Here is a 686-nt window from a genome sequence, read left to right as displayed (position 1 = left end):
TATAATGTCGAGCCGACATTTAGACGAAGCGATAGAGAGGCGATGTTCTATACGAGTCGGTACCCCTACTACGAGGATGGAGAGATCGCAGGGACGCTGGCTATCTGCCGAAACGTGACTGATCTCGAAGAACGGACCCGACAGCTCCACGTACTTGATAACATCCTGCGGCACAATATCCGCAACGAGCTGAACGTGATCCACGGTCGGGGCGAGCAACTTCAAAAGAATCTTGAGGGCGAACCCAAAGCCGCTGCCGGCACCATCGTTGACCGGGCCGAAACCCTGTTGACGACGAGTGAGAAGTCGCGGGAGATTACGACTGTTCTTAGTGACTCACACGGGCCAATCTCTGTAGATATCGGGCAGGTGGTTCGGGTTCTCGCCAAAGAGACAGCCGACGACTGGCCCAACGCAGATGTCGACGTTACAGGCCCGACACAGCTCTTCGTCTCTGCAGCCGAATCGATTACTGCCGCAATTGAAGAGCTGTTGACCAACGCTGTGACCCACAACGACAGCGAAAATCCCCGTGTGCGTGTCAACCTCGCTGTCGAGAGACCATGGGGCATTCTTAGCGTACGGGACAACGGTCCGGGTATCCCAGAATTTGACAGAGATGTCCTCGAATCGGGAGGGGCTATCGAGACACTCTCACACGGTAGTGGACTGGGATTGTGGCTGGT

Annotated in this window: 1 protein-coding gene; it reads left to right on the top strand. The window is 55.5% G+C overall.

The features are described 5' to 3' along the window. Positions 1 to 686, top strand: a 686-nt coding sequence (locus DVK07_RS20330) for a HAMP domain-containing sensor histidine kinase (RefSeq protein WP_199719677.1), incomplete at both ends; no start/stop codon positions are given.

The sequence above is a fragment of the Halorubrum sp. Atlit-26R genome, from assembly GCF_003666015.1.
Taxonomy (GTDB): domain Archaea; phylum Halobacteriota; class Halobacteria; order Halobacteriales; family Haloferacaceae; genus Halorubrum.
Note: the sequence above shows the minus strand (reverse complement) of the source record. Positions and strands in the feature narration are given on the sequence as shown.